Origin of the sequence: Sphingopyxis sp. HIX (genome assembly GCF_001468285.1) — a bacterium.
Classification (GTDB): domain Bacteria; phylum Pseudomonadota; class Alphaproteobacteria; order Sphingomonadales; family Sphingomonadaceae; genus Sphingopyxis.
Genome location: NZ_LNSB01000008.1, coordinates 22,647 through 44,549 on the forward strand (window position 1 = coordinate 22,647; position 21,903 = coordinate 44,549).

A 21,903-nucleotide genomic window follows, 5' to 3' on the forward strand; every position below is an offset into this window, starting at 1 on the left:
GCCGTCAATCCTCGCCGAAGCTGTCCTTGACCAGCCCGACCAGCTTGAGCAGCGCCGCGTCGGCGCCGTCGCCCTTGGTATGGATCGTGATCGAATCGCCCTTCGCGGCGCCCAGCATCATCAGCCCCATGATCGACGTGCCGTTGACGCGCGATCCGCCCTTTTCGACCTCGACCGACACGGTCTCGGGCAGGCGGCTGACGAAGGTCACGAACTTGGCGCTCGCGCGCGCATGCAGCCCGCGCTGGTTGGTGATCTCGACCGTCTCGCTCGTCTCGTTCATGGACCCACCCCCAGCATTTCGGATGCAACGGAGATATATTTCTGCCCCGCCTCTTTTGCGGCGATCACTGCCGGGCGGAGTTCCATGGTCTTGCGCGCGCTTTCGAGGCGGATCAGCATCGGCAGGTTCACGCCGGCGATCACCTCGGTGTGCCCGGCGTCGAGCAGGCTGATCGCGAGGTTCGAGGGGGTGCCGCCGAACAGGTCGGTCAGCATGATCACGCCGCGGCCCTCGTCGACCTTGTGGATCGCGTCGGCGATTTCCTTGCGCCGCATCTCCATATTGTCGTTGGGGCCGATGCACACCGTCGCGATCGCGCGTTGCGGGCCGACGACATGCTCCATCGCGGTCACCATTTCCTCGGCGAGGCGGCCATGGGTCACCAATACCATTCCAAGAAGCGGCAATGCCTTGTCGGTGCCCATGCAGTCGAAACCCTTATGCTTGTTTGCCGCCGGATGCGGGAGATGCGGACGGGGGCTTGCCCTCAAGCCCATCTTGCGGGGCGGAGTCAAGGTTGCGGTGGGTCACCGTCGGCGCATGGCCCGCCGCGCGGAGCGTCGCGGCCACACGTTCGGCGACATGGACCGAGCGATGGCGCCCGCCGGTGCACCCGAAGGCGATGGTGACATAGCTCTTCCCCTCGGCGCGGTAGCGCGGGAGGAGCGCGAGGAGCAGCGATTCGATCTGCGCCACCGTCGCCTCATAGGCGGGGTCGGCGATGACATAGGCCGCGACCGCGGGATCGAGCCCGGTGCCGGGCTTCAGCACCGGGTCCCAATGCGGGTTGCGCAGATAGCGCATGTCGAACACCAGGTCGGCGTTGCGCGGCAGCCCGCGCGCGAAGCCGAAGCTCAGCACGCTCAGCACCGGCTCGTCGGTCCCCGCTTCGCCGAAACGCTGGCGCACCTCCTGCTGCAGGTCGTTGCTCGAATAATTGGTGGTGTCGATGACATGCTGCGCCCAGCGGCGGAGCGGCTCCATCGTCTCGCGCTCGCGCGCGATGCCGTCGGCGGCGGGGCGGTCCTCGGCCATCGGGTGGCGGCGGCGCGTCTCGGAGAAGCGGCGCTCGAGCTCGGCGCCCGCGCAGTCGAGGAACAAAGTGTCGATGTCGCGCCCGCCCGCCTCGCGCAGCTCCTTCATCCGCTTGACCAGCGGTGCGGGCTTGAAGCCGCGGCTGCGACTGTCGATGCCGATCGCGAGCGGGCGGCTCTGGCGCCCCGGCCCCGCGGGCGCCGCGAGCAGCGCGTCGAGCAACGCGGGGGGCAGGTTGTCGACCACCTCCCAGCCCAGATCCTCGAGCACTTTCAGCACCGTCGACTTGCCCGCGCCCGACAGGCCGGTGACGAGCAGCAGGCGCTGGCCGCCGTCGCTCATGCCGCGCTGCCCAGCCGGTCGAGCGCCATCAGCACCTTGATCGGCGCCGAAGCCTCGAAACCCGCGAGCAGCAGCGCGGGCAGCGCGTGGCCCGCGATCGTCTCGCTCTGGTTCGCGGGCGGCATGCGCTCGGGGCGCTCGGCGAGGCGCACCGCGAGCGCGAGCGGCACCGGCGCGACGAAGGGCTGGTCGACGATGCCGATGCCGCGTACCTCCATCTTGCCCGCGAGGTTCGCCGGCGGGCGGCACCACAGGCGGCCGCGGTCGAACCAGATGTCGCAGCGGTCGTCGGCGACCAGCCGCGCGCCGCGGTCGATCAGCCGCAGCGCCAGGTCGGACTTGCCCTGTCCCGATGCGCCGAGGATCACTATGCCGCGGCTGCCCGCCGCGACGCAGCTGGCGTGGATGTTGACGATATCGAGTGCGGTCCGGCGCGGCAGCATGGCGGAGAGGCTTACCGGCGTGTCAGCACGGCTGCAAGCAAAGCGTCGCCCCCGCGCGAGCGGGGGCCACGGGAGAGAGGTAGCGCAAGGCTGCTTGCGGGCCCCCGCCTTCGCGGGGGCGACGGTCAGCTCTCGCCGCCATCCCCCTCCGCCGCCGGCAAAGTGATCAGCAGGCTCGCGCCCGGCTGGCCGTCGTCGCGGTCGCGCGCGGCGATATGGCCGTTGTGCCCCTCGACGATCGTCCGCGCGATCGCGAGGCCGAGGCCGCTGTGGCGGCCGAAGGCGCCGTCGGGACGCTCGCTGTGGAAACGGCGGAAAATGGCGTCGCGCTGCGCGGGCTCGATCCCGGGGCCGTCGTCGTCGACCCCGATATGGACGTCGCTGCCCAGCCGCGTCGCGCGCACGCAGACCAGCCCGCCGGGAGGCGAGAAGCTGATCGCATTGTCGATGACATTGTCGATCACGCGTTCGAGGCGGTGACCGTCGCCGAGCACCATCGTCGTGCCCTTGCGCGGGCGCGCGAAGGCGATGCGCGGCTGCGGCATGTCCTTGCCTTCCGCCCGGGCGGCCCTGGACGCGAGCATCGATTCGATCATCAGCCCGACGTCGATCGGCTCGAAACTGGTGCGCGACAATTGCGCGTCGATGCGGCTCGCGTCGCTGATGTCGGTGACCAGCCGGTCGAGCCGCCTTACATCCTCGTCCGCAATGGCCAGCAATTGCGCGCGCTGCTCGTCGGTCTTGACGCGCCCCAGCCCCTCGATCGCCGAGCGTACCGAGGCGATCGGGTTCTTGAGCTCGTGCGTCACGTCGGCGGCGAAATGCTCGCCGGCGTCGATGCGCTCCCTGAGGGCTTGCGTCATGTCCGACAGCGCGCGCGCGAGCGTGCCGATCTCGTCGCGGCGGCTCGGCAGGCGCGGCACGACGACCTCGCGCGCGCGTCCCAGCCGCACGCGCACCGCGGCACGCGCGAGCTTGCGCAGCGGCCGGACGATCGTCCGCGCAAGGAAGAGCGAGAGCAGCACCGACGTCAGCAGCACGATCGCGACGACCACCGCGAGCCGGAAGCGCTCGGCGCGCACCGTGCGCGTGATGTCGCGCGCATTGAGCGTCATCAGCATCACCTGCGGCGTGTCGAGGTCGACGATCCGCGTCGCGGTGAGCAGGGGCGTGCGTTCGGGGGCGTAACGGAAGCGTGTGGTGCCCGCGCCGCTCTTCAGCGTCTGTACGACCTCGGGCCAGGCCGCGCCGCGGTCGACCGCGGGTTCCTCGAAATCGGGATAGTTGGGCGCGCCGACGATCCAGTCGATGCCGCGGTCCATCGCGCGCGCGGCGTCGCGCTTCCACGGCTGGATAGTGGGATCGCGCAAAGTATAGGTCGGCGGGCCATGGTCGAAGCTGTCGTAGCTGCGCGTGCCGTCGGCGGCGTAGAAGCGCAGCCGCGACGCGGTCGCCCGCGTGAAGGCGTCGATCAGCCGCTGGCGCTGGTCGGGGCGCGCCGCCTCGAGCGCGTCGTCGAGCTGCGCGAGCTGCTCCTCCATCACCCCGACACGCGTGTCGACCAGTCGGCTGCGGTAGGTGTCGAGGTAGAAAAAGCCGCCTGCGAGCAGCGCGATCGCGACGATGTTGACCGCCAGGATGCGCGTGGTCAGCGACCAGCGCGCCGACCAGACCAAAGGCTGGTCCTCGGCGTCGCGCGCGGGATCAGCCTTCGTCGGCAAAGCGGTAGCCCGCCCCATAGAGCGTCGCGATCGCGTCGAAATCGGGGTCGACTTCGCGGAACTTGCGGCGCAGGCGCTTGATGTGGCTGTCTATCGTGCGGTCGTCGATATAGACGTCGTCCTGATAGGCGGCGTCCATCAGCTGGTTGCGGCTGCGCACGATGCCCGGGCGGCTCGCCAGCGTTTCGAGGATCAGGAATTCGGTGACGGTCAGCGTCACGTCCTTGCCGTCCCATTCGACCTTGTGCCGCGCTGGATCCATACTCAGCCGGCCGCGCGTGATCGGATCGGCGACGGGTTCGTCCTCGTCACCGGGCGCATTTTTGTTGAGCTCGACGCGGCGCAAAATCGCGCGGATGCGCGCGATCACCAGCCGCTGCGAGAAGGGCTTGGCGATATAGTCGTCGGCGCCCATCGCGAGCCCCAGCGCCTCGTCGATCTCGTCGTCCTTGCTGGTCAGGAAGATCACCGGCAGCTGGCTCTTTTCGCGCAGGCGCCGCAGCAGTTCGAGCCCGTCCATGCGCGGCATCTTCACGTCGAAGACGGCCAGGTCGGGCGGATTGTCGATCAGCGGCTTCAGCGCCGCCTCGCCGTCCGAATAGACGCGCGTCACGAAGCCCTCGGCCTGGAGCGCGATCGACAGGGATTGCAGGATGTTGCGGTCGTCGTCGACCAGCGCGATGGTTGCCGTCATGCTCTTTCCATAGGGGCGGACGTCCCGGCAACTAGCCGATGTGCCGCCCGGTCACAACATCGCGCGCTTGCTACCGGTTCCCTTAGGGCGCGGGCGCCGAACCGGGCTTTAATCTTTTGACCTCATCCTCCAACCTCGCTAACGCGGCCGCAATTTCGGAATTCGACGTCCCGTCGGCACCCATGTTCATGCGGGCCCAGCGCTTTCGCTTGGCATGCGCTGCATAGGTATGCAAAGGCGGGCGGAAAGTTGGGAAAGGCTTGAGTCATGACGGATGTGGTGATCGGTTCGACGACCGTGAAAACGGCGGCGGAAGTGGCCGAAAACTGGGGCACGGCGCAGCTGATCGAGGAAGCGGTGCGCCAGGGCGAAGGCCGACTCGCCAAGGACGGCCCGCTCGTCGTCGCGACCGGCAAGCACACGGGCCGTTCGGCGAAGGACAAGTTCATCGTCCAGGACGACGAGACGCAGGGCACCATCTGGTGGGGCAAGACCAACGTCCCGATGACCCCCGATCATTTCGCCGCGCTGAAGGCCGATTTCCTCGCGCATCTCGCCGAGCGTCCGCGTCTCTATCGCCAGCAGCTGTTCGGCGGCTCGCAGCCCGAGCACCGCGTCGCGGTGCAGGTCGTGACCGAATTCGCCTGGCACAGCCAGTTCATCCGCACGCTTCTTTGCCGCCCGACGGCCGGGGAGCTGGCGAGCTTCGCGGCCGAATATACGATCATCGACCTGCCCAGCTTCCGCGCCGACCCGGCGAAGCACGGCTCGCGCACCGAAACGGTGATCGCGGTCAATTTCAGCGAAAAGCTGATCCTGATCGGCGGCACGCAGTACGCCGGCGAGATGAAGAAGTCGGTGTTCGGCATCCTCAACTACCTGCTCCCGGTGAAGGGCGTGATGCCGATGCACTGTTCGGCCAACATCGGCGCGAACGGCGACACGGCGGTCTTCTTCGGGCTCAGCGGCACCGGCAAGACGACGCTGTCGGCCGACGCGTCGCGCACGCTAATCGGCGACGACGAGCATGGCTGGTCGGACACCGCGGTCTTCAATTTCGAGGGCGGCTGCTACGCCAAGATGATCCGCCTCTCGCCCGAGGCCGAACCCGAAATCTATGCGACCACCAAGCGCTTCGGGACCGTGCTCGAAAATGTCGTGATGGATGCTGAGACGCGTGAACTCGACTTCGACGACGCGAGCCTCGCCGAGAACAGCCGCGGCAGCTATCCGATCGACTTCATTCCGAATACCTCGGAACAGAATATGGGGCCGGTTCCGCACAATATCATCATGCTGACCGCCGATGCCTATGGCGTGCTGCCCCCGATCGCGAAGCTGACCCCCGACCAGGCGATGTACCATTTCCTGTCGGGCTACACCGCGCGCGTCGCCGGCACCGAAATCGGCGTGACCGAGCCCGAGGCGACCTTCTCGACCTGCTTCGGCGCGCCCTTCATGCCGCGCCACCCGTCGGTCTATGGCAATCTGCTCAAGGAGCGTATCGCCAAGGGCGGCGTCCAGTGCTGGCTCGTCAACACGGGCTGGACCGGCGGCATGGCGACGATGGACGGCATCAAGCGCATGCCGATCAAGGCGACTCGCGCGCTCCTCAACGCCGCGCTCGACGGCAGCCTGAACGACGCCGAATTCCGCAAGGACCCCAATTTCGGCTTCCAGGTCCCCGTTGCGGTGCCCGGCGTCGATTCGGCGCTGCTCGATCCGCGCGAAGCCTGGGCCGACAAGGCGGCGTACGACCGCACTGCACAATCGCTCGTCGAACAATTCATCGACAATTTTGCGCAATTTGCGGACCATGTCGACGAAGGCGTCCGCCAGGCAGCCCCGCAGGCCGCCGTCGCAGCCTGATTGACCCGGAAACTTCCGGGTGCTCATTCACCCGGAGGGACCGGACCAATGACTACCGATTTTTCGCCGCGCCTGTTCGCAGGCGACCATGAAATCCGCGCGATCGGCGAGGGCCTGCTTGCGCGCACCCTGCCGCGCGAAGCCTGGACGCACGAGGCGCATCTCGGCGCCTGCCTCTGGCTGCTCAGCGAGCGCCCCGATATCGATGTCGACGCCGACATCGCCACGATAATCAGCCGCTTCAACGAAAGCGTCGGCGGCGTGAACGACGATCATGGCGGCTATCACGACAGCATCACGCGCGCCTATGTCGCGGGGGTGCGGCTATTCCTGTCGGAAACGGCGGAGACTGGATTGGCGGCGCGCGTCAACGCGATGCTGCTGTCCGACGTCGGTCGCCGCGACTGGCCTTTGCGCTTCTACAGCCGCGAACTGCTCTTCTCGGTTCCGGCGCGGCGCGGCTTTGTCGCGCCCGATCTCGCGCCGCTGCCCGCCTAGAGCGTCATCCCTGGCGTCCAGCCGCTCTCCGCGAGAAAGGCGGCCGGGTCCTTCATCTCGATGATCGCCTTGATCGCCGCCTTCTTGTCGGGACTGCGCTGATAATAGGCCTTTGCGACGCGGTACCCGACCCAGTAACCAAGGTCGCCGGGCCAGTCGGCGCTGCCGAGCTGGTTGTAGACCCAGCGCGAATCATTCGCCTTGCCGTCCTTTTCGGCGAGGAAGGCGGCCTCCACCGCCGTTTCGCGTCCGGCGGCCCAGCGGTGCAGATGCGTGTAAGCGACCGACCCGCTGATCTGTTCGGCGACGAATTCGGCCGCCCCCTCGACCAGCGCCGCGTGAAGCACGGTTTCGCTGTCGCTTTCGACCTGCGCCAGCGGCTGCTGGGCGTGGACATATTCGTGCGCGATCACATGGACGAAGCGGTCTTCGTCGTCGGCTTCGAAAAATCTCGCCGCGCACAGCGCCTCGAGCGAAACGTAAAGTCCCTTGCCGTTCGCCGCCGCGACCGGCGCGCCGCGGCTGATCGCGATGGTGATCGGCGGGAAGATCGCCTGCGGATAGAGCGCCGCCAGCCGGTCGGCCGCCGCCGTCAACCGGCCGCGAACATTGCCAAGCGTGGCGGCGCAGCCCCGCGCGTCGGCAAAGAGCTGCGGTTTTTCGCGCAGCGCCTTTGCGACGCGTTCGGGCGTGATCCGGCGCATGACCATGAAGTCTTCGAGCCCCGGCGATGCATCGGCGAGATAGCGCGCCGCGAGCGCATCGGGATCGGCGGCAAGCGCGGGGTCGTCGTACAGCGCATAGAATCGCTCGACGTCGCTCGTCACGATCCGGACGCGCGGCGGGGAATTTTCGGCCGCGCCGGGCGCGGCGATCAAGAGCGCGCCCAGCGCGGTCGCGATGAAACGCATCACCCCTTCGCGCCCCTCACATATTCGTCGACATTCTGCGCCAGCACGTCGAGCGGGACGTTGCCGCCCTTGACCACGACATCGTCGAAATCGCGGAGGTCGTATTTCGCGCCGAGCGCCTTTTGCGCCAGCCCGCGCTGCCGCACGATCTCGCTGTGCCCGACCTTGTAGCCGCAGGCCTGCCCGGCCCAGCTGCAATAGCGGTCGACCTCGCTCGCGACCTCCAGCGGGTTCGAGCCGTTTTCCTTGACGAAGAACTCGACCCCCTGCTCGCGCGTCCAGCGCTTGGCGTGGAGCCCGGTATCGACGACGAGGCGGCACGCGCGGAAGGCGAGCGACTGGAGATAGCCCAATCGCCCGACCTCGAAATCGTCGTAGAGGCCAAGCTCGTCGGCGAGCTGTTCGGCATAGAGCGCCCACCCTTCGGAATAGGCGTTGAACGCCAGCATCGTGCGGATGAGCGGCATCGCATGCGCATATTCGCCCTGCCAGGCGTGGCCGGGGATCGCCTCATGCATCGTGAGATCGGGCAGCGAATATTTGCTGTGGAGTTCGGTGGTGCGGAGGTTGATCCAGAAGCGACCCGGGATGCTGCCGTCGATCGACCCGGCGCCGCCATAGGCCGCGGGCGCGCCGGGCTCTTCGGCGAGCGGCAGGCGCTTCACCTCGACATTGCCCTTCACCAGTGTGCGGAACGCGCGCGGCAGTTCGGCGCGGATCTTGCCGAGCCATGTCTGGATATAGGCGACGATCTCGGCGCGGCCGGCGTCATTGTCGGGGAATTTATACTTCGGGTCCTTGGCGAGCGCGTTCATGCGGTCGCCGACCGAGCCCTCGCTATAGCCGATCTTGCGCAGGATCGGGTCCATCTGGCCGTGCAGCGCGGCGAGTTCCTCGCGGCCCATCGCGTGGACCTCGTCGGGGGTCATGCGCGTCGTGGTCGAGGCGCGGAGGCCCCAGGCATACCATTCGTCGCCGCCCGGGCGCGCCCACATGCCGGCGTCCATCGTCGCCTTGGGGCGCTGCGCCTTCAGTTCGGCGAGCTGGCGCTCGAGCGCCGCGGCGACGGGACCCTGGACGATCTTCGCCGAGCGCGCGTTCCAGTCGCCCGCGAGCTTCGCCTCGCCGGTGCGGCGGACGAGGCTCTCGACCATCGACCCGCCCGCCTTGGCGTCGGCCAGGCTCGCTTCCATCTGCTTGACCGCTTTGTCGATCAGGAAGGCGGGGGCGATCAGCCCCATGCCGCCCGCGGCCTTCAGCCGCTCGGTCTCGCCGTCGAGTACGCCGGGGAAGGCGTTGAGGCGCGACAGATAGGCTTCGGCATCGGCGGCAGTCTTCACCGGATGATCGCTGTCGAGGAACTTCGGAATGTCGAGATAGGCGCCGACATTCTGGATCACCACATAGGGCGTGTTGCGCCAGCCGCCGACCGCGACGTCGCCATAGGGCAGGGCAAAGCCGTCGAGCGCGACGCTGTACGCGCTGTCGACCACCGCCAGGCTGGTGCGCGTCTTGTGATCGAGCCCGCTCTTGTCGAAGGCGCGCACGCGCGCGACGTCGGCCTTCAGCGTCTCGGCGAGCGCCTTCATCCCCGCGGCCGAGCGGTCGCCGAGCTTGCCGCGCTCGGCGGCGCGGTGGCCGGTGTCGATGCCGAGCGAGGTCGCGCCCTCGGGCGACTGCGCGAGCAGATTGTCGGCGATCGACTGGAGCAACGCGTCGGCGGGAGTGGGGGCGGGGACGACCTGTTCGGCGGCTGCCGGGCCAGCAACGGCCAGGCTCGCGGTCCCCGCGCCGAGCGCGGCGAGCGTCTGGCGGCGGCTGATCGGGGTGGAAAGCGGGTTGGACACGGGCGGCTCCCTTGCGCGACTTGTTTCGGTTGAAACCTGTCTAGGCACCCGCGCGCGGCGGTCAACGAAAAGGGGCCGGGAAAGCCTGTGCTTGCCCGGCCCCGGTCGAAAATTATCGCGCGTTGGTCAGTCGGTCAGGTCGGCGGGCACCGTGCCGCCGTTCGCCGCCAGCTCGCGCATCACCGCCTTGTGCAGCCAGATGTTCATCTCGGCGCTGCCGTCGAGGTCGCCGGTATAGCCGAGCTCGGTTGCGAGCTCCTTGCGGTTGGCAAGGCTCGGGTCGATGTCGAGCAATTTCATCAGGTCGACGATCGAGGTGCGCCAGTTGAGCGGCTGGCCGGCATTCGCGGCCTGCGCCGACAGGATCGCTTCCACATCGACCTCGCTGATCGCGACCGGCGCGGCGGGGACCGGCTGCGGCGCGGCGGGCGCGCTGGTCGTCGCCGGGGCGGCGGGAGCAGGCGTCGCGGCCTCCGCCTTCTTGCCGAAAATCGCGTCCTTGATCTTGCTGAAAATACCCATGGTGATGCTCCCACATTGATGCGGCGGTGCGGATTCGCACCGCCACAGACTAGGCTTGGGCATGGGGAGATGACAGCTCAATGAACGGCTCGTCCCCCGCCCGCGCGCTGCTATGATAACGCCCGGCGCCGCCTTTCGATCCGCGCGCCGCAGTGGGAGCATAACATCATGAATCTGACCGATATCCTGAGCCAGGCCGGCGGCATCGAATCGATGGCCAAGGACCTCGGCATCCCGCCCGCGATGGCCAAACAGGGTGCCGACGCGCTGCTCCCCGCGATCCTCGGCGGCTTCAAGAAACAGGCGCAGGGCAGCGGCGGCGGCGCTGCCGGACTCGAGGGCCTCGGCGGGCTGCTCGGCCAGCTCGGCGGCGGCGGCCTGCTCGACGCGGTGATCGGCCCGCAGCCGACCCCGGTCGAGCAGGGCAACGACGTGCTCGGCCAGATTTTCGGGACCAAGGAGGTCAGTCGCAGCGTCGCGGGCGACGCCGCGGCGAAGACCGGCATCGACGCCGGCACGCTCAGGAAAATGCTGCCGATCCTCGCGATGCTCGTCGCGGGCTATATGGCGAAGCAGGGCGGCGGCGAAGGCGGCGGCGGCTTGGGCGGCATGCTCGGCAATGTGCTCGGCGGCGCGGTCGGCGGCGGCGCGGCGCCCGCGAGCGACGGCGGCATGCTCGGCGGGCTCGGCAAGCTCATCGACATGGACGGCGACGGCAACCCGCTCGACGATATCATCGGGATGGCGGGCAAGCTGAGGGGGTGAGCTGAAATCCCCTCCCGCAAGCGGGAGGGGCAGCGAGGCTTGCGAGCTTGCTCGCTAGCCGCAGCGGGGTGGGCAGAATGAACCGTTGCAAGCCCACCCCCAACCCCTCCCGCAAGCGGGAGGGGAGACCATCAAGCCGCCAGCAGCCTAAGCTCCTGACGGAAATCCTCGTCCACCCCGATGCGATCACGCATCGGGGTGACGGCGCCGTCGTCGGCGTCGCCTTCCTCGAACAGCGCGCAATCGGCCTCGCCGCCGCGCGCCAGGCTGTAGCGCTTGGCGACCTGCCCGGTGGGCTTGAAGCCCAGCTTGCGCAGCACCGCCCCCGACGCCGGATTGTCGAGGAAATGGCCCGCCGCGAGCTTCGGCAGCTGCATCGCGCGCGCGATGCGCATCAGCTGGCGCCCCGCTTCGGTCGCGAAGCCCAGCCCCCAATAGGGGCGCGCGATCCAATAGCCCATTTCGAGCTGGCCGTCGGGGTCGGGCGAAATACCGCAGCCGCCGACGAGGCGCGGCGCGCCGCCGGTGCGGCTGAAGATCAGGAAGCGCGGCTCGGCGGGGTTGATCGGCTTGGCGAGGAATTCCATCGCCTGCGCCTCGTGATAGGGCCAGGGCGCGGTCGCGAGGTTGCGCACCACGCTCTCCTCGCCGATCGCCTGCGCCAGCGCGGGCGCGTCCTCGATCCAGCCGGGCCGCAGCAATAATCTTTCGGTTCGTGCGAACATTTACGTCACTCCCATTTGCCTGTCGCCGTGGCGCCAGATGGTGACGCTTTGACGACAATCGATAGAGAGGGAGATGATCGGCCCGATTTTCGCGCCCGTTCGCCAAGTGATGGATTACGGGCAAGAAAAAAGGGAGACCGGGGGTGACCCGTCTCCCTCTTTTCGAACCTGGTTTCCGCCTGGTGGCGGAAAGGACGGCTCCGGGTCATCCCTTGGGACGACCCGTCGGCGATCGTCCTTATTCGGCGGCTTCGGCCATCATGTCGACCGAGACATATTTGCGGCCGAGCTTGCCGTCGTGGAATCGCACGCGGCCATCGGCGGTGGCGAACAGGGTGTGATCCTTGCCGATGCCGACGTTGACGCCCGGGTACACCTTGGTCCCGCGCTGGCGCACGATAATATTGCCGCCGATCACTTCCTGACCGCCGAACTTCTTCACGCCAAGGCGACGGCCGGCTGAGTCGCGACCGTTGCGCGAAGAACCGCCTGCTTTCTTATGTGCCATGACTGATGCTCCTTAAATCTTGGGCCGAGCCGCGGGTTCGCGCTCAGGCGTCCTTCTTGGGGGCTGCCTTCTTGGCAGCGGGCTTCTTTTCGGTTTCAGCCTTGGGGGCTTCGGCCTTGGGCGCTGCGGCCTTCTTCGGCGCAGCAGCCTTCTTCTCGGTGGCGGGCGCAGCGGCCTTGGCTTCGGTTGACGCGGCCTCTTCCTTCGGCGCGGCTTCCTTCTTCGGCGCTGCCTTCTTGGCTTCGCCGACCGACAGGATGCGCAGCAGCGTCAGCGACTGGCGGTGACCGTTGCGGCGGCGGTAGTTGTGCCGGCGGCGCTTCTTGAACACGATGACCTTTTCGCCGCGCGTCTGCGCGATGATCTCGGCCGAGACGGTGAGGCCCTTGGCGTCCTTCACCTCGCCGCCGTCGCCGGCCAGCAGGATGTCGCCCAGCGACACGGTGTCACCGGCTTCACCCTCGATCTTCTCGACGGCGATCTTGTCTCCAGCGGCGACGCGATACTGCTTGCCGCCCGTGCGCACGATTGCGAACATGGTCTTCCATCCAATCAGAAACTAAAACACCCGCGCTGCCAGTCACCCGCCGAAGCAGGCGATTTTTCCGGCATGCGGGAAAGTCAGGCCCACTAGCGAGCGCGGGCCGAGCTGTCAACCGCATATTTCCGTGCTTTTGCGGCTTTTTGCGGCTTCCGCCCGATTCGCCCCGACCCCGCCGATTCGGCGCTTGCTGGACGGGCGCGGCGCCCATATCAGGGGCGGCAATGAAGCGCATCCTCCTTTTGCTGCCCGCGGCGCTTGCCGCCTCGCTGTCGTTGACGGCCTGCGCCGCCGCGCAGAGCCGCGAGGGGCCGTCGCTCGCCAAGCGCCCGGTCGAGGGGCGGCTCAACGTCGCGCCGCCGTCGGTGGTCGTGCCGCCGCCGGGGCCGCTGCCCGCCGACCTCGCGGGACGTCTCGCGCGCTGGGACGCCGACGGCAGCGCCGCGCAGCAGGCCTTCGCCGCCGAGCGCGACCCCACGGTCGCGCTGGTCACCGCCGCCGCGGGCGCGCCGGTCGCGAGCGAATCCTGGGTCGTTGCGCAGCAGGCGATCTCGCGCCTCGTCGCGGCGCGCGCGCCGATCACCGCGGCGCTCGCCGACATCGACCGGCTCTATGTCGAGCGCACAACCGAGGAAGCGATCGACGGCCTGCCCGACATCTACGCGCTGCGCGAACGGCTCGCCGAAACGGTCGCGGCGCAGGACGCGGTGATCGAGGCGCTGAGCAAGCAGCTGCCGGGGGAGTAAGAGAGCGTCGCCCCCGCGAAGGCGGGGGCCGCCGCCGGTTTGCGCAACGAAGCAGCATCAGGCCGACTACGGCCCCCGCCTGCGCGGGGGCGACGTCTAATTCAACCCATGCTTCTTCAGCGCATGGCGGATCTGGTCGTAACTCAGCCCCAGCGCCTCGGCCGCGATCTTCTGGTTGAAGCGGCACCGTGCCATCGTGTCGGCCAATATCTGCTTCTCATAAGCGTCCACGGTCGCGCGCAGGTCGCTCACCGGCCCCGACGGTGGCGCGACCGGGGCGGGCGCCTCGACCGCCGCGCTGGCCGGCGCTGCCGCCCCCTCGGCCTTCGCCGTCGTGTTGCGCACCGCCGGTTGCCACGGGCTCGCAAAAGGATCGAAGCTCAGCGCATCGACGGGCTTCGACGGATCGGCCCAGCGATAGATGCCGCGCTCGATCACGTTCCTGAGCTCGCGGACATTGCCCGGCCAGTCGTGCCCCTCCATCGCCGCGAGCGCGCGGGGGCCGAAGCCCGGCCATTCGTCCCAGCCGAGCACCGCGGCCATGCGCGTGCCGAAATAAGTGGCGAGCACCTCGATATCGCCTTCGCGCGCGCGGAGCGGGGGCAGGGTGATCACCTCGAACGACAGCCGGTCGAGCAAGTCGGCGCGGAAGCGATTGTCGTCGACCAGCGCGGGCAGATGCTCGTTGGTCGCGGCGACGATGCGCACATCGACGCGGATCGGCCGCGACGACCCGACGCGCGTCACTTCGCCATATTCGACCGCGCGCAGCAGCCGCTCCTGCGCCCCCATCGACATCGTCGCGAGTTCGTCGAGGAAGAGCGTGCCGCCGTCGGCCTCCTCGAAGCGTCCCGCGCGCGTCCGCGTCGCGCCGGTGAAGGCGCCCGCCTCGTGCCCGAACAATTCGCTCTCGATGAGCGTCTCGGGCATCGCGGCGCAGTTCATGATGACATAGGGGCGGTCCCAGCGCGCCGACAGCCGGTGCAGGCGCTCGGCGATCAGCTCCTTGCCCGTCCCGCGCTCGCCGATCACCAGCACCGGGCGGTCGAGCAATGCCGCCTGGCTCGCGCGGTCGACCGCGTCCTGGAAGGCGGCCGACTGGCCGATGAACTGCGTTTCGCGCTCCATTCCCAATGATTGGCAAATTTTCCCGCTGATTGGCAAGCGAAATTGCCCACCGAAGCGATTTCACCGTGAAGTTGCGCAGTTTTGCGCGGGTTCGGGCAATTGGCACGCCCCCTGCATGGTGTCTTGCGAACCGGCGCAACTCGCACCGGTGCAGCGAAAAAGGGACGGACGACCATGAAGACGATTTTTGCCCAGGCCACCACCTTCGCGCTCAGCGCGGCCGGCGCTCTGGCGATCCTCGTCGGCGTGATCGACCAGCCCAAAGTCGCCTTCGACATCGCCGCTTCCCCGGGCGGGATGGCGCTGGCGGCCGCTGCAACCACCCCGGCGGTCGGCCAAATGGCTTGACCGGCACTGGTGCCGGGGCACTCTCCCCCCTTGCCCCGCCCCGGCACCAGCATTTTTCAACAACAAGGTCTCAAGATTTCGTCAGGAGTTTAGTCAAATGGGTATTTTCTCACGCACCCGCGACATCATCGCCGCCAACGTCACCGACCTGCTCGACCGCGCCGAGGATCCCGAAAAGATGATCCGCCAGATCATCTTCGAGATGAACGAGACGCTGGTCGAAGTCCGCGCTTCCGCCGCCCGCACCATCGCGGACCAGAAGGAAATGCGCCGCCACATCGCCAAGCTCGAAAGCCTGCAGGACAGCTGGAAGGAAAAGGCCGAACTCGCGCTGTCGAAGGACCGCGAAGACCTCGCCACCGCCGCGCTCGTCGAAAAGCAGAAGGCCGGCGACATGGCCGAACGGCTGAAGAGCGAGATCGCGGTCCTCGACGAGGCGCTCGCGGGCTATGAAGCCGATATCGCCAAGCTGCAGAAGAAGCTTTCGGAAGCGCGCGCGCGCCAGTCGAGCGTCGTCAACCGCCTCGAAAGCGCCGAGAACCGCTACAAGCTGCGCGAGATGACCAGCGGCGACCGCGTCGAGGATGCCTTCTCGCGCTTCGAGATCCTCGAACGCCGCGTCGACGAGGCCGAAGGCCGTGCCGATGCGCTGGGCCTCGGCTACAAGAAGTCGCTCGACGAAGAGATCGCCGAGCTGCAGGCCGCCGACAAGGTCGCCGACGAACTCGCCGCGCTGAAAGCCGCGCAGGGCAAGAAGTAAGGAGCGAGACCGATGGAAGAAGTGATCATTGTCCCGATCGTCATCGGCACGCTCTTCCTCGGTCTGCCCTGGCTGATCCTCCACTATGTCACCAAGTGGAAGCAGGCCAAGACATTGACCGGAGAGGACGAACAGTTGCTCGACGAACTTTACGATACGGCTCGCCGGCTCGAGAATCGTCTACATACTGTTGAACGCATCATCAGCGCCGACCATCCCGATTTCCGCCCCGCGGTTCGCAGCGATGAAGATCTGGCGCAGCTCGAAATGACCAGGAGGAACTGAGATGTCTGCCAGCCGCACCAAATTCTACCTCGACAAGCAGAACGCCAAATGGAGCGGCGTGTGCGCGGGGATCGCCGACTATAGCGGGATCGACGTCCTCTGGGTTCGCGTCGGCGCGGTGCTGATCACGCTGATGGGCGGTTTCCCCTGGACGCTGATCGCCTACTGGCTGGTCGCCTGGATGGGAACGGCCAAGCCCTTCGCGCTCTACGGCTCGAACGAGGAAGCGAAGTTCTGGCAGGGCGTGCGCTCGAACCCCAGCGCTTCGACCCGCGACATCCGCTCGCGTTTCCGCGACATCGACCGCCGGCTCGCCGACATCGAGATGTACTACACCAGCCACAACCGTCGCCTCGCCGACGAGATCGACAGCCTGCGCTAAGCGCCGCTGACGGCAACAGGGAGAAGAGAGATGAATTTCGGTGGAACCGGTTTCGTCCTCGCCATCATCGCATTGTCGATCGGCGGCTGGATGTTCACCACCTGGATCCGCGCCAAGCATGGCTATCCGGTCGAGAATGAATGGGGCGGCACTGTTCATCGAACCGACCCCGACGCTGATCGAAAAATCAAGCTGCTCGAAGGCGATAATGCCAAGCTCGCCAGCCAGATCGGCCGGCTCGAAGAACGGATTTCGGTGCTCGAACGCATCGCGACCGAAAACAACGGCCAGGCCGCGCAGCTCGCCGACCAGATCGACCGCCTGCGCTGAGGGGAAACATCATGGATCTCGATTTCTTCAATGCCGTTGCCCCCGTCGCCGCGATCGTCGGCCTGGCCGGGGTCGGTGGCTGGGTCTTCACCACCTGGCTGCGTGTCAAGAACGGCTACCCGCTCGAGAATAGCTGGGGCAAGGCGGTCTATCCCAGGACCAGCGACGAGGCGATGGAACGCGTCAAGTTGATCGGCCAGGAAAATGCCCAGCTCCGTGCCGAGCTCGGCTCGGTCAAGGACCGGCTGGCGGTGATCGAACGCATCGTCACCGACGAAGGCCACCGGCTGAGCCACGAGATCGAGGCGCTGCGGCGCCCGGCCAATTGAGGAGTTGAACGATGAGCGGCGGATTTGTCCTGGGCTTTTTCTTCATCGTGGTCGCCGTGCCGACCATCATGGGGATCGGCTACGCCGCCTATGAGCGCCACCTGAAGTTCAAGGAACGGCAGCTCAAGGCGATCACCAACGAGACGGCCGAGAAAGCGGCGCAATATGCGGCGCAGACCGAACGGCTGGAGCAACGCGTCCGCGTTCTCGAGCGCATCGTTACCGACAAGGGAATTGATGTCGCCGACGAGATCGAAAAGCTGCGCGACGCCCCGCTCAACTGAAACGACAAGGAAGGAACCTCCCCATGGGTCCGTTTGAAATGGTCCTCGGCATCGTCGCGATCGTGACGATCGGCGGTATCATCAAGGCCAAGCACGGCATCCGCCGCGACAACAAGGGCAATGAATATTTCGTCGGCAATGCCGCCGACAAGGAAGAGACCAAGGCCCTGCTCGCCGAAATCCGCGCGCTCAAGGAGCGTATCCAGGTGCTCGAACGCATCGCCACCGACGGCAACCGTGCCGCGACCCTCGACGAAGAGATCGAGCGGCTGCGCGACCGGCCCTGACCACGAACGCCGACAAAGGAGCAACGCTCATGGCTTTCATCACTCCCGACCTCACCGCCGCGGCGGTCGCGCTCAGCGCGCTGGCGATCGTCAGCCTCGTCGCGCTCCGCGGCTGGCGCGACTGGATCCAGCTCAAGCGCGACGAACTCGCCGCGGGCCATGTCGCCACCGTCGCGCACGATGCCACCGTTCCGCACGCCGGCTCGCGCATCGAGATCGCCGACCTCAAGGAACGGCTGCGCAAGCTCGAAGCGATCGCGGCGGGCGTCGACCTCTAAGTTACTCGTCGCCCCCGCGAAGGCGGGGTCCGGAGGCGGCCTGGTTCTGCCTCACTGCGTAAAACGGCGGCGGCCCCCGCCTTCGCGGGGGCGACGAGGAAGGGACGGGGCTTCCAACTTCCCCCCAAATCTGTCACTGGCGCGCGCATGCGCAGCCTCGACGACATCTTCGAAGAATATGACTTTCTCGACGGCGACGATCGCTATCGCCTGCTGATCGACCTCGGGCGCAGCCTCGATGCCATGCCCGATGCGCTCAAGACCGATGCCACGCTGGTGCGGGGCTGCTCGGCCAGCGTCTGGGTCTATCCGGTGCCGCAGCCGGACGGCCGCCTTCATTTCCTCGCCGACAGCAATGCCGCGATCACCAAGGGCATCGTCGCGCTCGTCCTCGCCGCGGTGCAGGACCGGCCCGCCGCCGAGGTCGCGGCGATGGACGTCGCCGCCGCGCTCGCTCCCTTCGACCTCACGCGCCAGCTGTCGTCGAACCGCACCCAGGGCGTCCCCAACATGATCGCGCTCGTCCAGGACACCGCACGGCGCATCGCCGCGGGCTGAGCCGCCGCGCCGGGCCCATCGGCGCGGCACCCACCACCGGTCCTCGGCGCAAGAAAAAAGGGCGCGGGAGTTGCCTCCCGCGCCCTTTTCGTTGGCCGAAGCCGGGTCGGTTTAGAAGCTGACCTTCACGCCGACGCGGATGCCGTAGAGCGACTGGCGGCTAACCAGCGCCGCGTCGGGCGCGCGCACGTTCGAGTAACGATACTGCGCGCAGGTCTGGTTCGAGCCGGTGTTGACCACCCCGGCGCCGGGCGCCGTGCCCGTCGCCACCGGGGCGCTGAGGCACTGGACCGAAACCAGCGCCGCGGTCTGCGGGAACCCGACCTGGCGGAGCGAACCCCAATCGCTGTCGATCATGTTCAGCACATTCTCGATATCCGCGAACAGCTTCACCTTGGCATCGCCGACGAACAGCGGCAGTTCCTGGCTGACGTGCAGATCGACCTTGAAGAAATCGGGCGACTGCTGCGAGTTCTTCGCGATGATCTCGCCGCGATATTTCTCGATGCCGAGCTGCTCGACCATGGCGTTGAACGCGGTCTCGCTCGCGGCCGAGTCGAACGACACGCGCGTGTCGTTCGCCGTCGGAACATAGAGCAGGTGCCGCGCGCCGTTGCCGACCGTGCCGAACACGGCCGAGCGGTTGGTCGTGTCGTTCATCGTCAGGCTGAACGGACGGCCCGAACGATATTCGCCGAACAGCGAGAAGCGCGTTTCATTGTCGCCGAAGAACTCGCGCTTGAAATCGACGCTGAACTTCCACTGGTCCTTGATCTGGTAGATCGAGGTGCCGTAGGCCGCGAAATTCGGATCGGCAAAGGCGTTGTTCGAATAGAGCGATCCCGCCGTAGCCGAGGTGATGGCGTTGGTGTCCTTGACGTCCGAACGCGTGTAGCTCGCGTCGAGCGACAGGCCCCAGTCCCAGCTCTTGGCGATGCGCGCGACGCCGACATAGGAGCGGCCGCGGCTGTCGTTGGTCATCAGCAGGTCCTGGTTGGTCGTCCCGGTGCCGGCGAAGGGGCCATAGCGGGTGCGGCCGTCGGGCAGCGTCCCGATCGCCACCGAGCGGAGGTCGGTCCACTGATAGGCCTGGATCACATTGCCGTACAGGAAGTCGACGCCGAACAGCCATCCATCGCCCAGCGCGCCCAGGTCGGCCTCGTAATTGGCCGACAGGGTGGCGCGCATCTGGCGGCCGACCTTGATGTCGGGGTCGATCGCGTTCACCGGCGCGGCGGCCAGCGAGGCGATGTTCGTCGCCACGAAATTACCCACGCCGGCGGGGATGTCGCCGGTCACGCCGTTCAACGCGGCGGCGCAGAGCGCCGGGTTGGCGGGCGAAATGTTGCAGGTCGCCGCCGAGGCATTGCGCTGGATGTCGATCGCATTGGTCAGCTGGCCGGTGTTCGAATAGCTGTTCGACAGGAACACGTCGGGCGTGCCGCCGGCGAAGATGCCGACGCCGCCGCGGATGATCAGCCGGTCGTTTGCCTGCCAGTTGAACCCGAAGCGCGGCTGGAACACGCCCTCACCGCTGAATGTGTTCCTGTTGCTGATGCCGGTGCGCTGCAGGAAGTTGCTGTTCAGCGGCACCGCCGTCGGGTTGTCGTACAGGTCGTAGCGCGCGCCGATCGTCAGATCGAGGCCCGGCGCGGCTTCCCAGTCGTCCTGGATGCCGAAGGTGTAGGCGCGGCTGGTGAAGTTCGCCGCGGCATCGTCCGGGTTCAGGCTCGGCACCGCGGCGCCATAGCGCAGACGGCTGGCCACCTGGTTCTGGAAGTCGGCGATCGAGTCGAAGTAGAAATCGCCGAGCGAGCGCTGCAGGAACAGGTTGAAGGTGTTGATCTCGGTGTAACCGACCGTCGCCTTGATGCGGTGGCTGCCCGCTTCCTTGCGCGCGGTGAAGTCGATCGACAGATTGTCGGTGTTGAGGTCGTTCGACTGGCGGCTGACGTCGGGCCCGAAGAAGATGCGCGAGCCGCCGCAGGTGGTGAAGGTGCTGGCGCCCGAGGTGACCGAAGTCGGGTCGAGGCAGACTTCCATCTGCGGGAATTCGCGGCCGCCGAACGGCGTCTGGTCGCGGTTGTAATCGCGATACGACGCGCGCAGTTCGGTCGAGAAGCTGTCCGACCATTGCGAGTTCAGCTGGAACACGCCCGAATTGACCTCTTCGGCCAGCTCATAGCCGTTCGAAAACAGGCCGAGCGCGAAGGGCGGGGTAATGAAGGTGTTCTGCTGGAACTGCTGGGTGCCGACGTTGCGGACATAGGTCAGCGACAGGCGATGATCGTCGCTGACGTTCCAGTCGATCTTCGCGACATATTTTTCGTCTTCTTCGACGGCGTTCTGGATCTGGCCGAGCGTGTCATAACCATAGACCGACTGCGCGATCGCGCTGACCTGGTCGATCTGCGCCTGGGTGATGCCCGGAACCTGCGCCGCAAAGCCAGCGCCGACGCCGTTGTCGAACGGATCCGATTCCTCGGTCTTCTCATAGGCGAACATGAAGAACAGCTTGTCCTTGATGATCGGACCCGAGATCAGGCCGCCATATTGCTTCGAATCGAAGTCGAGCGCGACGTTGGTGCCGCGCGTGCGGTCGCCGGTCAGCTTGTCGTCGGTGTAGGTGAAGAAGGCCGAGCCCGAGAAGCGGTTGGTACCCGAACGCAGCACGACGTTGATCGCGCCGCCCTGGAAATCGCCTTCGGAGATATCATAGGGTGCAACCTTGACCGACAGCTGTTCGATCGCGTCGAACGGCACCGGGCCGCGGCTGGTGGGCAGGCCGCCGTTGTTGAGGCCGAAATCGTCCGAGAACTGCACACCGTCGACCGAGAAGCGGTTGAGGCGGCCGTTCTGGCCGGCGACCTCGATGGTGCGGCTGTTCGAAAGGTCGATCGTCACGAACGGGTCGCGGCGGGCGAGGTCGCGGATGTCGCGGTTGATCGAGGCGGCGCCTTCGATCGCGTCGCGGTCGAGCGAGGTGATCGGGCCGGTCGACTTGGCGATCGCGCCGGTCACCGACGAGGCGGTGACGACGATCGCCGTGTCTTCGAGCATGATCGGCAGGCGGAAGGGCTGGCCGGCCTGCAGGAAGAGGTCGGTGACCTGCGCGGTGTCGTAGCCGTCGGCGGTGACCTGGACCGTGAACGGGCCGCCGACGCGGAGGCCGTTGGTCGAGAAATTGCCGTCGCCGTCGGTGGTCGAGCGCGACACGGTGCCCGACGGCACGTGCGTCACGACGACTTCGGCGCCCGGAACCGGGCCGTTGGCCGTTTCGACGGTGCCGCGGACCGACGAGGTGGTTTCCTGCGCCGCCGCCGGCGCCGCGATGACCGTCGCCGCGCTGATGGCCATCAGGCTCGCGGCGATCGAATAACGAAGTTTCATGAATGTCCCCTTTGGTGCATTTGGCAGGCACGCGTTTAGGGGCGCGCCTGACCTGCGAGCGCCCCTGAAGCCCGCATGTGGCACGATTGTGACA

28 protein-coding genes are annotated in these 21,903 nt (G+C 67.1%); 14 read left to right on the plus strand and 14 right to left on the minus strand.

Annotated features, from left to right (window positions below; translation table 11 throughout):
• Positions 1–4 precede the first annotated feature (4 nt).
• From ATE62_RS05420 to ATE62_RS05445, 6 genes are all read right to left on the minus strand, one after another.
• Positions 5–283, minus strand: a complete 279-nt coding sequence (locus ATE62_RS05420; protein ID WP_058807382.1) for an HPr family phosphocarrier protein — start codon at positions 281–283, stop codon at positions 5–7.
• Positions 280–675 carry a PTS sugar transporter subunit IIA gene (locus ATE62_RS05425; protein WP_269433355.1) on the minus strand — a complete coding sequence of 132 codons (396 nt, stop codon included), beginning with the start codon at positions 673–675 and terminating at the stop codon, positions 280–282. The genes ATE62_RS05420 and ATE62_RS05425 overlap by 4 nt, the downstream gene beginning before the upstream one ends.
• A 46-nt stretch (positions 676–721) precedes the next feature.
• Positions 722–1,660 (minus strand): RNase adapter RapZ, encoded by a 939-nt coding sequence (gene rapZ, locus ATE62_RS05430; RefSeq protein WP_058807384.1) that lies wholly within the window; start codon positions 1,658–1,660, stop codon positions 722–724.
• On the minus strand, positions 1,657–2,103 hold the full coding sequence (locus ATE62_RS05435) for an HPr kinase/phosphorylase (RefSeq protein ID WP_058807385.1): 447 nt from the start codon (positions 2,101–2,103) through the stop codon (positions 1,657–1,659). The genes rapZ and ATE62_RS05435 overlap by 4 nt, the downstream gene beginning before the upstream one ends.
• 125 nt (positions 2,104–2,228) lie before the next feature.
• Complete coding sequence (locus tag ATE62_RS05440; protein ID WP_082662623.1) at positions 2,229–3,842, minus strand: sensor histidine kinase; 1,614 nt, start codon at positions 3,840–3,842, stop codon at positions 2,229–2,231.
• Positions 3,808–4,518, minus strand: a complete 711-nt coding sequence (locus ATE62_RS05445; RefSeq protein ID WP_058807387.1) for a response regulator transcription factor — start codon at positions 4,516–4,518, stop codon at positions 3,808–3,810. Before ATE62_RS05445 ends, ATE62_RS05440 begins: the two co-directional genes overlap by 35 nt.
• A gap of 267 nt (positions 4,519–4,785) precedes the next feature.
• On the opposite strand from ATE62_RS05445, the gene ATE62_RS05450 reads away from it, so the two are divergent.
• Together ATE62_RS05450 and ATE62_RS05455 are read left to right on the plus strand one after the other, a co-directional pair.
• Complete coding sequence (locus tag ATE62_RS05450; protein ID WP_058807388.1) at positions 4,786–6,387, plus strand: phosphoenolpyruvate carboxykinase; 1,602 nt, start codon at positions 4,786–4,788, stop codon at positions 6,385–6,387.
• A 48-nt stretch (positions 6,388–6,435) separates the two neighbouring features.
• Positions 6,436–6,885, plus strand: a complete 450-nt coding sequence (locus ATE62_RS05455; protein WP_058807389.1) for a hypothetical protein — start codon at positions 6,436–6,438, stop codon at positions 6,883–6,885.
• Here the strand turns inward: ATE62_RS05455 and ATE62_RS05460 are convergent.
• From ATE62_RS05460 to ATE62_RS05470, 3 genes are all read right to left on the minus strand, one after another.
• Positions 6,882–7,796 carry a DUF2268 domain-containing putative Zn-dependent protease gene (locus ATE62_RS05460; RefSeq protein ID WP_058807390.1) on the minus strand — a complete coding sequence of 305 codons (915 nt, stop codon included), beginning with the start codon at positions 7,794–7,796 and terminating at the stop codon, positions 6,882–6,884. The genes ATE62_RS05455 and ATE62_RS05460 overlap by 4 nt on opposite strands.
• Positions 7,796–9,643 carry a DUF885 domain-containing protein gene (locus ATE62_RS05465; protein ID WP_082662624.1) on the minus strand — a complete coding sequence of 616 codons (1,848 nt, stop codon included), beginning with the start codon at positions 9,641–9,643 and terminating at the stop codon, positions 7,796–7,798. Before ATE62_RS05465 ends, ATE62_RS05460 begins: the two co-directional genes overlap by 1 nt.
• Before the next feature lie 126 nt (positions 9,644–9,769).
• Positions 9,770–10,165, minus strand: a complete 396-nt coding sequence (locus tag ATE62_RS05470) for a DUF3597 domain-containing protein (protein ID WP_058807391.1) — start codon at positions 10,163–10,165, stop codon at positions 9,770–9,772.
• A 168-nt stretch (positions 10,166–10,333) separates the two neighbouring features.
• Between ATE62_RS05470 and ATE62_RS05475 the strand changes: the two genes are divergently transcribed.
• Complete coding sequence (locus ATE62_RS05475; RefSeq protein ID WP_058807392.1) at positions 10,334–10,930, plus strand: DUF937 domain-containing protein; 597 nt, start codon at positions 10,334–10,336, stop codon at positions 10,928–10,930.
• A gap of 131 nt (positions 10,931–11,061) precedes the next feature.
• Here the strand turns inward: ATE62_RS05475 and ATE62_RS05480 are convergent, their stop codons facing one another.
• The 3 genes from ATE62_RS05480 to rplU form a co-directional block, all read right to left on the minus strand.
• On the minus strand, positions 11,062–11,655 hold the full coding sequence (locus tag ATE62_RS05480; protein ID WP_058807393.1) for a GNAT family N-acetyltransferase: 594 nt from the start codon (positions 11,653–11,655) through the stop codon (positions 11,062–11,064).
• Positions 11,656–11,893: 238 nt separating this feature from the next.
• On the minus strand, positions 11,894–12,163 hold the full coding sequence (gene rpmA / locus ATE62_RS05485; protein ID WP_054589052.1) for a 50S ribosomal protein L27: 270 nt from the start codon (positions 12,161–12,163) through the stop codon (positions 11,894–11,896).
• A 43-nt stretch (positions 12,164–12,206) separates the two neighbouring features.
• Entirely contained in the window at positions 12,207–12,701 is a 495-nt protein-coding gene (gene rplU / locus ATE62_RS05490; protein ID WP_058807394.1) for a 50S ribosomal protein L21, read from the minus strand.
• A gap of 227 nt (positions 12,702–12,928) precedes the next feature.
• On the opposite strand from rplU, the gene ATE62_RS05495 reads away from it, so the two are divergent.
• On the plus strand, positions 12,929–13,450 hold the full coding sequence (locus ATE62_RS05495) for a hypothetical protein (RefSeq protein ID WP_058807395.1): 522 nt from the start codon (positions 12,929–12,931) through the stop codon (positions 13,448–13,450).
• A 96-nt stretch (positions 13,451–13,546) separates the two neighbouring features.
• Here the strand turns inward: ATE62_RS05495 and pspF are convergent, their stop codons facing one another.
• On the minus strand, positions 13,547–14,578 hold the full coding sequence (gene pspF, locus ATE62_RS05500) for a phage shock protein operon transcriptional activator (RefSeq protein ID WP_058807396.1): 1,032 nt from the start codon (positions 14,576–14,578) through the stop codon (positions 13,547–13,549).
• A gap of 174 nt (positions 14,579–14,752) precedes the next feature.
• Between pspF and ATE62_RS23210 the strand changes: the two genes are divergently transcribed.
• The 10 genes from ATE62_RS23210 to ATE62_RS05545 all read left to right on the plus strand — a co-directional run bounded on the left by ATE62_RS23210 (position 14,753) and on the right by ATE62_RS05545 (position 18,419).
• Positions 14,753–14,926, plus strand: coding sequence for a hypothetical protein (locus tag ATE62_RS23210; protein ID WP_156420479.1), 174 nt, complete (start codon positions 14,753–14,755; stop codon positions 14,924–14,926).
• A 97-nt stretch (positions 14,927–15,023) separates the two neighbouring features.
• Positions 15,024–15,686, plus strand: a complete 663-nt coding sequence (gene pspA / locus ATE62_RS05505) for a phage shock protein PspA (RefSeq protein WP_058807397.1) — start codon at positions 15,024–15,026, stop codon at positions 15,684–15,686.
• A 12-nt stretch (positions 15,687–15,698) separates the two neighbouring features.
• Positions 15,699–15,971, plus strand: a complete 273-nt coding sequence (gene pspB, locus ATE62_RS05510) for an envelope stress response membrane protein PspB (protein ID WP_058807398.1) — start codon at positions 15,699–15,701, stop codon at positions 15,969–15,971.
• Position 15,972: 1 nt separating this feature from the next.
• Positions 15,973–16,353, plus strand: coding sequence for an envelope stress response membrane protein PspC (pspC, locus tag ATE62_RS05515; RefSeq protein ID WP_058807399.1), 381 nt, complete (start codon positions 15,973–15,975; stop codon positions 16,351–16,353).
• Between the two features lie 30 nt (positions 16,354–16,383).
• A complete protein-coding gene (locus ATE62_RS05520; RefSeq protein WP_058807400.1) occupies positions 16,384–16,683 on the plus strand; it encodes a hypothetical protein in 300 nt (99 codons plus the stop codon).
• An 11-nt stretch (positions 16,684–16,694) separates the two neighbouring features.
• Positions 16,695–17,012: a hypothetical protein gene (locus ATE62_RS05525; RefSeq protein WP_058807401.1), complete on the plus strand. Its 318-nt coding sequence runs from the start codon at positions 16,695–16,697 to the stop codon at positions 17,010–17,012.
• Between the two features lie 11 nt (positions 17,013–17,023).
• Positions 17,024–17,296, plus strand: a complete 273-nt coding sequence (locus ATE62_RS05530) for a hypothetical protein (protein ID WP_058807402.1) — start codon at positions 17,024–17,026, stop codon at positions 17,294–17,296.
• A 23-nt stretch (positions 17,297–17,319) separates the two neighbouring features.
• A complete protein-coding gene (locus ATE62_RS05535) occupies positions 17,320–17,583 on the plus strand; it encodes a hypothetical protein (RefSeq protein ID WP_058807403.1) in 264 nt (87 codons plus the stop codon).
• A gap of 29 nt (positions 17,584–17,612) precedes the next feature.
• Positions 17,613–17,861 (plus strand): hypothetical protein, encoded by a 249-nt coding sequence (locus ATE62_RS05540; RefSeq protein WP_058807404.1) that lies wholly within the window; start codon positions 17,613–17,615, stop codon positions 17,859–17,861.
• A 147-nt stretch (positions 17,862–18,008) separates the two neighbouring features.
• Positions 18,009–18,419, plus strand: coding sequence for a SufE family protein (locus tag ATE62_RS05545; RefSeq protein ID WP_058807405.1), 411 nt, complete (start codon positions 18,009–18,011; stop codon positions 18,417–18,419).
• Between the two features lie 111 nt (positions 18,420–18,530).
• On the opposite strand, the gene ATE62_RS05550 is transcribed toward ATE62_RS05545, so the two are convergent.
• On the minus strand, positions 18,531–21,809 hold the full coding sequence (locus tag ATE62_RS05550) for a TonB-dependent receptor (RefSeq protein WP_058807406.1): 3,279 nt from the start codon (positions 21,807–21,809) through the stop codon (positions 18,531–18,533).
• Between the last annotated feature and the right edge of the window lie 94 nt (positions 21,810–21,903).